Genomic DNA, 7692 nt, shown 5'->3' on the forward strand with positions numbered 1-7692 from the left:
AGGAATTGTTAAACTGACGATTTGTTAAATTGAAAAATTGTTGGGTTGTTTGGCTTTTGGGTATTGTTCTGAAAAAAGCGACAAGTTTAAAGAAACGAAAAGTAGCTGCAATAAAATTGCAGAGCCTGCTCCGAATACAATTCGGAGGTTTTAAGCAGAAACTGCAAAATAAATAGTATCAAAACCGGAAAAAAAGCCTGCGCGTTTTGCAAATCAAATATTATTGGCATTTTTACATCCCGAAAAAAGTTTAACTCGTGAAAAACCTCATCTTTCTATTTAGCCTTTTATTTATAGTAGCACAAGCCTGCGCACAACATCCCAATGCCGGGTTAATACTTGGCGCGAGTGCCGGTATGGCCAAAGTAAGTACCGAGCTTACTCCCGGATTTAAAACCGTCCCCAACGAATTCAACCATAAATTTGCTCCTGCTGTCAGTCTCGAACTCTCGAAACTATTGGGCAATCATTTTGAAATTGGTACCGATGTAAACCTTACCCTCTTAAAAGGCGATACCGATAATCCCCAATTTTCGGCCGAGGGTATCCATGGCGCTATGAAAGACCCCATTGCCGAACCGGTAGAATATAATAACCAGCTCTTTGGCCAGCAGCTATTTGTGAGCTACTATTTCAGAACTTTTGAAGCCTACAGCCCCGGTTACCGCCTGGAACCTTTTGTACGGACAGGTATTGGCTATCAGGCCTACACTGCTGGTTTTAAATATATTGATGCCCCGGATGACGAATTGATTTTTGGAAAAAACAAAGGCAATTACAAAAAATACGAACTTTTTGAAGCCGTATATTTTGTTGCATTAGGTGTAAAAACAAAATTCTCCAATCACTTTTTTATGAACACCACTGTAAGTTTCAACTATTCCAATTACGATTTTCTTGATGTGGTGCACAATTACAACTCCGACGGAAGCTTTGCCGACCTCAGGGGCCTGTACACGGCATTCAAAATCGGCTTTTTTTATCAATCCAACGAAATTGGTAAACACAAAAGCCGGCGTGGCCAATACAACAAACCGGTACTACCCTTTTCGGGGAAATAAACCACGATGCACTGGAAGTACATCGATTTAAAATTGAATGAAATTCAAAAGAAAATAACGAAGACATGAGTAATGAGTGCAGCGTAGTGAGATTAGCCAAAGCTTCATCTTTTTCTCCATACTCATATCTCTATACTATTAATCATTAGTCCATTTAAAAGTTATAGAAACGGAAAGTAGTTGCAATAAAATTGCAGAGCCTGCTCAAAATACATTTCAGAGGTTTTAACCATTAACTGGAGAATAAAAAACTACGACATTAAATAGCTCAGCGCACCAGTTTCCTACTTTTATGATATAATTATTTAAAATAAGCTTAACAAAATATTTACGTTAGAAATAAAATATTGAGTACTTTTGTTACTCAATGTCTAATTCTTAATTCTACTCACACTCTTTGATGTAACTGAGGAGGCGAAGCAGTGCCCGGCCTCAGGTGCTGACCCACTTTTTATAGCACGCTTTTATCCATTCAATTTATTAACAACCTTAATGTTAGAAACGTTAATTACGAATAAAACGCGGCTTAAGCTTTTGCTAAAGTTTTTTTTAAACAAGGAAACAACCAGTTACCTCCGAAACCTCGAGAACGAGTTTGGAGAATCATCCAATGCCATTCGGGTAGAATTAAATCGTCTGGAAGCTGCCAATCTATTAAGTTCCTCTTTCAGGGGAAATAAAAAATATTTTCAGGCCAACGACGAACACCCCCTCTACCAGGAAATCAACAGCATTTTAAAAAAAACAGTGGGTCTTGATAAAATTATAGAGAAAGTAACCTCAAACATTGGCAACCTTCAAAAAGCCTATGTAACCGGAGATCTGGCCAAAGGAAAAGATTCTTCTGTAATCGACCTTTTACTGGTTGGCGATTCAATTGACAGCAGTTATGTGGCCGCACTAACCTCAAAAGCAGAAAAACTGATTCACCGGAGGATACGATTTCTTTGTATTCAGGAGCAGGAACGTGATGAGTACCTGAAAAATAGCCCGGCATTATTGCTTTGGAAAAATATATAAGCATTAAATTTAATGCACGCAAAATTAGATTTTATTCACCTACAACCGGATTCAAAATAAAAAACAAAAACAGATGAAAGGCCTGATAAGAATAAGCACACTGGCACTTACCCTTGCAATACTGGCAATGGGTACGCACGCACAGGATGTTCAAAATGTAGACGTAAAAACCTTACCGCAGTCGGATATCAAAAAAGCACAGCAAGCCATGCAGGATGCCGGTTTATCCGTAGACCAGGCCGCCGAAATAGCCCGGCAAAAAGGTGCTACTGAACAACAAATTCGCGATTTCGAGAACCGGATAAACGACGGTAATACCTCCGGCGCCGAACAAATTATCAGCGACCCGGTGGAAGAAGCCAACGAAATGGTGGAGGACCAGCAGGATGTGGAGAAATCTACCCGTCAGGCCGGTTTCGACTCCCGCGGAAGAATATTTGGTTCGTATTTGTTCAACAGTAAGAACCTGACTTTTGAACCCTCCACAGCGATACAAACGCCAAAGACCTACGAAATTGGCATTGGCGATCAGCTGCTGATTAATATTTGGGGAAATTCGCAAAATAATTACCAGCTGACAGTAAATCAAAATGGACAGATTTTAATACCGGATGTTGGGCCTTTATACATTGCAGGCATGTCGTTTGAAACCGCCAATAGCCGCATTAAACAACGTTTAACTGAAATTTATTCCGACATGGGGGGCAACAATCCCGGAACCTTTGCCCAGGTAAACATGGGGCAATTACGTTCTATTCAGGTAAATCTGGTGGGCGAGGTAACTACTCCCGGAACCTATACCCTGCCCGTTACCGCCAGTGTTTTTAATGCCCTTTACCTGTCGGGTGGCCCCAACAACATCGGATCTTTTCGAAATATAAAAGTAATACGCGATAATAAAACCTTAAAAACCATCGACATTTATAAGTTTTTGGTGGATGCCGATCCTTCGGATAATATTAGCCTAAAAGATAACGACATCCTGTTTATTCCTCCGGCGGAAAAGCGCGTTGAAGTAGAAGGCGAATTTCGGAGAACCGGTATTTTTGAAATGAAAGAAAACGAGATGCTGGATGTGCTGGTGCGTTTTGCCGGTGGCTTTACCGAAAATGCTTACCTGCAGCAAATGCAAATCCATAGAAAAACACAGCAGGGACAGCAAATTGTGGATGTTACTTTTAACCGGATTGGCACTACGCCACTGGTAAATGGCGATGTAATTTCCAACACCCGGATTCTGGAATCTTTTGAAAATCGCGTGAGTATTTCCGGTGCCGTTTATCGTCCGGGAGAATACGAATGGGTACCCGGAATGACTTTAGCCGACCTGGTAAATAAAGCCGATGGCCTCTCTCCCGACGTGTATAAAAACAGGGGATTAATCACGCGTTTCAATCCCGATCTCACCACCCTGACTCTACCTTTTGCCGTAGACCAGCTGGCCAACGGAAGCCTAAATATTCCCCTTCAGCAGGAAGATATTGTTACCATTAAATCGCATTTTTCCATTGGTGAACAAGCCAGCATTAGCATCAGCGGCGAAGTAATGACCCCGGGACAACTTCCCTGGTCGGAAAACACCACCTTAAGCGATGTATTGTTTATGGCCGGTGGATATACCGAAGCTGCGGATAGTTCTTTTATCGAAATTTCCCGTCGCTTATCCTACAGCGAAGCCTCACAAATCAGCGACTCGCTGGTACATATTTTTAATATAAAACACTCCCGCGGACTAAAAATCGATGGTGACCAGCCTTTTTACCTCGAACCCTACGACCGCATTTCGGTAAAACGAGCACCGGGCTACCGCGAACAGGCATCGGCCACCATTACCGGCGAAGTGGTTTATGCGGGCAACTACGCCCTGCGCAACAAAAACCAGCGTATTTCCGACCTGGTGGCACTGGCTAAAGGAATTACACCACAGGCTTTTCTGGACGGTGCCACACTGCGTCGCACCACCCCCGAACTGGGTACGGAGAATATCGCCATCGACCTGCGAACCATTTTAAAACAACCCGGCGGAGAAAACGACCTGCTGTTACGTAATGGCGATATCCTTTCAATACCGGAGTTTATGCAAACAGTAAAGATATCCGGGGCAATTCAAAGTCCATTCTCCGTAACGTATGAAGAAGGACAAAAACTAAGATTCTATATAGATAAGACTGGCGGATTTAGTAAACGAGCGATTAGAAGAAAAACATACGTACAATATCCTAATGGTTATACGGCATCAACAAAAAGTTTTATTTTCAAAAATTATCCTGAAATAAAGCCGGGAAGTGAAATCATTGTACCTAAAAGAGAAGAAAAAGATACTTCTCAGAATGTAAGCACATGGCTTGCTATTGCAAGTGCATTTTCTTCCCTAGCAATTGCAATAGCTGCTGCTTTCAGGTAATTAAACTAACAATTCTTTTTATCCTTGAATAAAAACAAAAAAAATGACCGACGAGCTAAAAAACAATACTACTGTTGCCGACGATGAGATTGACCTGATTGCACTGGCCAAAACCTTGTGGAACAAACGCCGGTTTATTCTAATAACAGTAGGCATATTCTTTTGTATTGGCATTGCGGTAGCTTTGCTCACGCCAAAAGAATATACCGCCTCCAGTACCATGGTGCCACAGGTGAGCGACGGGTCCTCCAAACTGGGCAATCTTTCTTCGCTGGCAGCGATGGCGGGTTTTAACCTCGATGTAGGGAAAGGCACTACCGAACTATCGCCCTATGTGTACCCGCAAATTGTACAAAGTGTGCCTTTTCAATTGGAATTGATGAACACGCCTTTCAGCTTTCAAGGGCACAAACAGCCCCTTTCCATTTACAGCTATTTTACCGAATACCATAAACCCGGTTTTCTGGCTACGGTAAAAAAATACACCATCGGACTGCCTTTTGCAGTGTTGGGAGCTTTAAAAAAAAGTGATCCTCCCACAACAGACACAGCCACTGTTAAGGATGCCAATGCCCCCATTGCCCTAAGCCGTGAGCAGGAAAAAATCCGAAAAATGTTATCCGCGAATGTGGCGCTGGAAACCAACGACAAGGAAGGTTATATTACACTACGCGTGAATTCCTTTGATCCGCGCCTGGCCGCACAGGTGGCACAAAAAGCACAACAGTTGCTGCAACAGTACATTACCACCCTTAAAATTGAGAAAGCCAGTGCCCAGCTTGAATTTATTGAAGAGCGCTATACCGACAACAAACAGGAGTTTGAAGCCGCACAGGCAGCATTGGCAGAATTTCGCGACAGGAACAAAAATGTAAGCTCGGCCCGCGCACGTACCCAGGAAGAGCGACTGCAAAGCGATTACCAGCTGGCCTTTAATGTGTACTCCGAGCTGGCGCAGCAACTGGAACAAGCCCGAATAAAAGTAAAAGAAGACACCCCTGTTTTTTCCATACTTAAACCAGTTACCGTACCGCTTGAAGACAATGGCAGCGGCCTGATGACCCTCGTAATATGGACCTTCATGGGAGCAGTAGTTGCCATTGCCTGGGTATTTGGCAAAGCGTTTTTAGGTACCATTAAGGAAAAATGGAACGAAGAGCAAGCCTGATGGCCACATGAGTAAAAAAGAAACAGTAAAAAAACAAGATTGCTTCACTTCGCCTTACCAAAAAGCTGAAAAATATTGCTGACAACAGCTGGTGCGGATTTGTAATCCGTACCTTAGCCCAAAGACTGAAAAATAGTGCAGAATGACACACCGATTACAAAGCGGCACGAGCGAAGGTAATGCAGCTATCAGCACCTAATCCTCCGTCGGTTTAACAACCGCCACCTCCTTTAAAAAAGGAGGACGATTCGTGCTATCCGGAACCTATACAATAATTCGTGTAATTCGTGGATAAAAAACAAACAAGCAATTTAGCAGTTTAACAATTTAACAGTTTATCAATTTACTCCGTTGGTGCGGATTTGTAATCCCTACCTTAGCCCAAAGGCTGAAAAATAGTGCAGAATGACACACCGATTACAAATCGGCGCCAGCGGGGTAAAAGATTAATCACCAAAATTGCTTATATTTGATTTTAATGGATTATAATACTTACATACCTATTATTGTTGAAGAACTAAAAAAAACATCACCTGAAAAAGTTATCCTTTTTGGCTCATATGCCTATGGTACACCAACTTCCGATAGCGATATCGATCTCCTGGTTATTAAAGACCTTAAAGAAAATGAAGTTCGAAAATACAGGCTTCAATTAAAAAAAGCACTTTGGGAAAAACTAAAGGTATTCAACTTCCCGTTCGATCTGATTGTTGACAGTGAAACAAGGATAAAAAAACGCATTGCCATGGGCGATCTTTTTTATAAGGAAATTTACACAAAAGGTAAAGTAATTTATGCCTAACACAACCTATGCATTAGAATGGCTACGATTTGCCAGGAAGAATCTGGAAACAGCCAAGCTTCTGATATGCGAGCACCACTATACCGATAGCATTGCCATTGAAATACAACAAGCAAAATAAAAAATTTTAAAAGCCGTATATGCCTACCTGGGCATTGCCATACCCAGAACACATGAATTAATGGTCTTGTTTAATTTTGCAGAAGAAAAAACAGATCTTAGCCATTTCGACAAAGACGATATTTTAGCCATTAGCGACTATTACGAAACCGATAGGTATCCCGGGCCAAGATACGCACAACCCGAAAGAAAAGAAGTGGAACATTATTTTACTGTTGCCGAAAAGCTATTTAAAGGTATTAACGATTTTATTAAGTAATACAAAACCCGGTTCTCGAAACCATACGACCAAAAACAAACTGGAGTTAGCGCCGCTGGCGCACATTTGTAATGTGTGCCTCAGGCTGAAAGGCTGAAAAAACAACTGGATTGCAATAAGCAGCCAAAAACCTATATATGTAATTCATAAAACCTTTTGTTTTGGCTAAAGAAGGCAAGGATTGCAAATCCGCGCCAGCGGCGAGCGGGAGAATCTCAGAAAATAAGGAAAATTCCTGGAGTTGCTATAAGAGCTTGTTCAGACTGTAAAATGAACCATAAGGATCAAAAAAACGTATCTTTACAAAAAAGATTAAGCAATGGATTCCATTATTATACAAACAAAGGATAAAGCAGAACTAAAATTTTTTGTTGAATTAGCAGAACGTTTAGGAGCAAAGTTTAAAACGCTGGATCAATTTCAGGATGAACAATTACTGAATAGAATGATTGAAAATTTAAACACTTCAACTGTTGACAAAGAGAATATTATTGAACAGTTACAGACAATCTTAAACGAAGACCAGGCGCCTTACAAAAATGAAGATTAAATTTCTGCAAGGATTTGAAAATGATCTGCAAAAAACAAGAGATAAAAGACTGGCAAAAATGATCCTGGAAAGTATCTCTGTTTTTGAATCTGCCACTTCTCTGAAGGAAATTCACGGTATAAAAAAATTAAAAGGACATCCCAACGCCGCTGGCGCACATTTGTAATGTGTGCCTCAGGCTGAAAAATAGTGCAGAATGACACACCGATTACAAAGCGGCGCGAACGGAGATAATGCAGCTATCAGCACCTAATCCTCCGTCGGTTTAACAACCGCCACCTCCTTTAAAAAAGGAGGACGATTCGTGC

At 41.5% G+C, this 7692-nt stretch carries 9 protein-coding genes; all 9 read left to right on the forward strand.

Features of this window, described 5'->3' with window-relative positions:
* Positions 1–257 precede the first annotated feature (257 nt).
* The 9 genes from QZ574_RS06225 (at position 258) to QZ574_RS06265 (ending at position 7550) form a co-directional block, all read left to right on the forward strand.
* On the forward strand, positions 258–1061 hold the full coding sequence (locus QZ574_RS06225) for a hypothetical protein (RefSeq protein ID WP_297087905.1): 804 nt from the start codon (positions 258–260) through the stop codon (positions 1059–1061).
* Positions 1062–1553: 492 nt separating this feature from the next.
* Entirely contained in the window at positions 1554–2081 is a 528-nt protein-coding gene (locus QZ574_RS06230; RefSeq protein ID WP_297087907.1) for an ArsR family transcriptional regulator, read from the forward strand.
* 73 nt (positions 2082–2154) lie between these two features.
* The gene (locus QZ574_RS06235; RefSeq protein ID WP_297087909.1) at positions 2155–4485 is read left to right on the forward strand and encodes an SLBB domain-containing protein; all 2331 of its coding nucleotides are present in this window, start codon (positions 2155–2157) and stop codon (positions 4483–4485) included.
* Positions 4486–4528: 43 nt separating this feature from the next.
* On the forward strand, positions 4529–5653 hold the full coding sequence (locus QZ574_RS06240) for a Wzz/FepE/Etk N-terminal domain-containing protein (protein ID WP_297087911.1): 1125 nt from the start codon (positions 4529–4531) through the stop codon (positions 5651–5653).
* Positions 5654–6131: 478 nt separating this feature from the next.
* Positions 6132–6455: a nucleotidyltransferase domain-containing protein gene (locus tag QZ574_RS06245; RefSeq protein ID WP_297087913.1), complete on the forward strand. Its 324-nt coding sequence runs from the start codon at positions 6132–6134 to the stop codon at positions 6453–6455.
* Complete coding sequence (locus tag QZ574_RS06250; protein WP_297087915.1) at positions 6448–6576, forward strand: hypothetical protein; 129 nt, start codon at positions 6448–6450, stop codon at positions 6574–6576. The genes QZ574_RS06245 and QZ574_RS06250 overlap by 8 nt, the downstream gene beginning before the upstream one ends.
* 3 nt (positions 6577–6579) lie before the next feature.
* A complete protein-coding gene (locus tag QZ574_RS06255) occupies positions 6580–6834 on the forward strand; it encodes a HEPN domain-containing protein (RefSeq protein WP_297087923.1) in 255 nt (84 codons plus the stop codon).
* A gap of 319 nt (positions 6835–7153) precedes the next feature.
* Positions 7154–7384, forward strand: a complete 231-nt coding sequence (locus tag QZ574_RS06260) for a hypothetical protein (RefSeq protein WP_297087917.1) — start codon at positions 7154–7156, stop codon at positions 7382–7384.
* Positions 7374–7550, forward strand: a complete 177-nt coding sequence (locus tag QZ574_RS06265) for a hypothetical protein (protein ID WP_297087919.1) — start codon at positions 7374–7376, stop codon at positions 7548–7550. The genes QZ574_RS06260 and QZ574_RS06265 overlap by 11 nt, the downstream gene beginning before the upstream one ends.
* The last annotated feature ends 142 nt before the right edge of the window (positions 7551–7692 follow it).

The organism is uncultured Draconibacterium sp. (genome assembly GCF_913063105.1).
In the GTDB taxonomy this organism is placed as follows: Bacteria; Bacteroidota; Bacteroidia; order Bacteroidales; family Prolixibacteraceae; genus Draconibacterium.

Excerpts from the sequence above, each read along its gene's own strand:
- QZ574_RS06230 (WP_297087907.1), top strand. The coding sequence starts at position 1,554 with ATGTTAGAAACGTTAATTACGAATAAAACGCGGCTTAAGCTTTTGCTA.
- QZ574_RS06235 (WP_297087909.1), top strand. The coding sequence starts at position 2,155 with ATGAAAGGCCTGATAAGAATAAGCACACTGGCACTTACCCTTGCAATA.
- QZ574_RS06240 (WP_297087911.1), top strand. The coding sequence starts at position 4,529 with ATGACCGACGAGCTAAAAAACAATACTACTGTTGCCGACGATGAGATT.
- QZ574_RS06245 (WP_297087913.1), top strand. The coding sequence starts at position 6,132 with ATGGATTATAATACTTACATACCTATTATTGTTGAAGAACTAAAAAAA.
- QZ574_RS06250 (WP_297087915.1), top strand. The coding sequence starts at position 6,448 with ATGCCTAACACAACCTATGCATTAGAATGGCTACGATTTGCCAGGAAG.
- QZ574_RS06260 (WP_297087917.1), top strand. The coding sequence starts at position 7,154 with ATGGATTCCATTATTATACAAACAAAGGATAAAGCAGAACTAAAATTT.
- QZ574_RS06265 (WP_297087919.1), top strand. The coding sequence starts at position 7,374 with ATGAAGATTAAATTTCTGCAAGGATTTGAAAATGATCTGCAAAAAACA.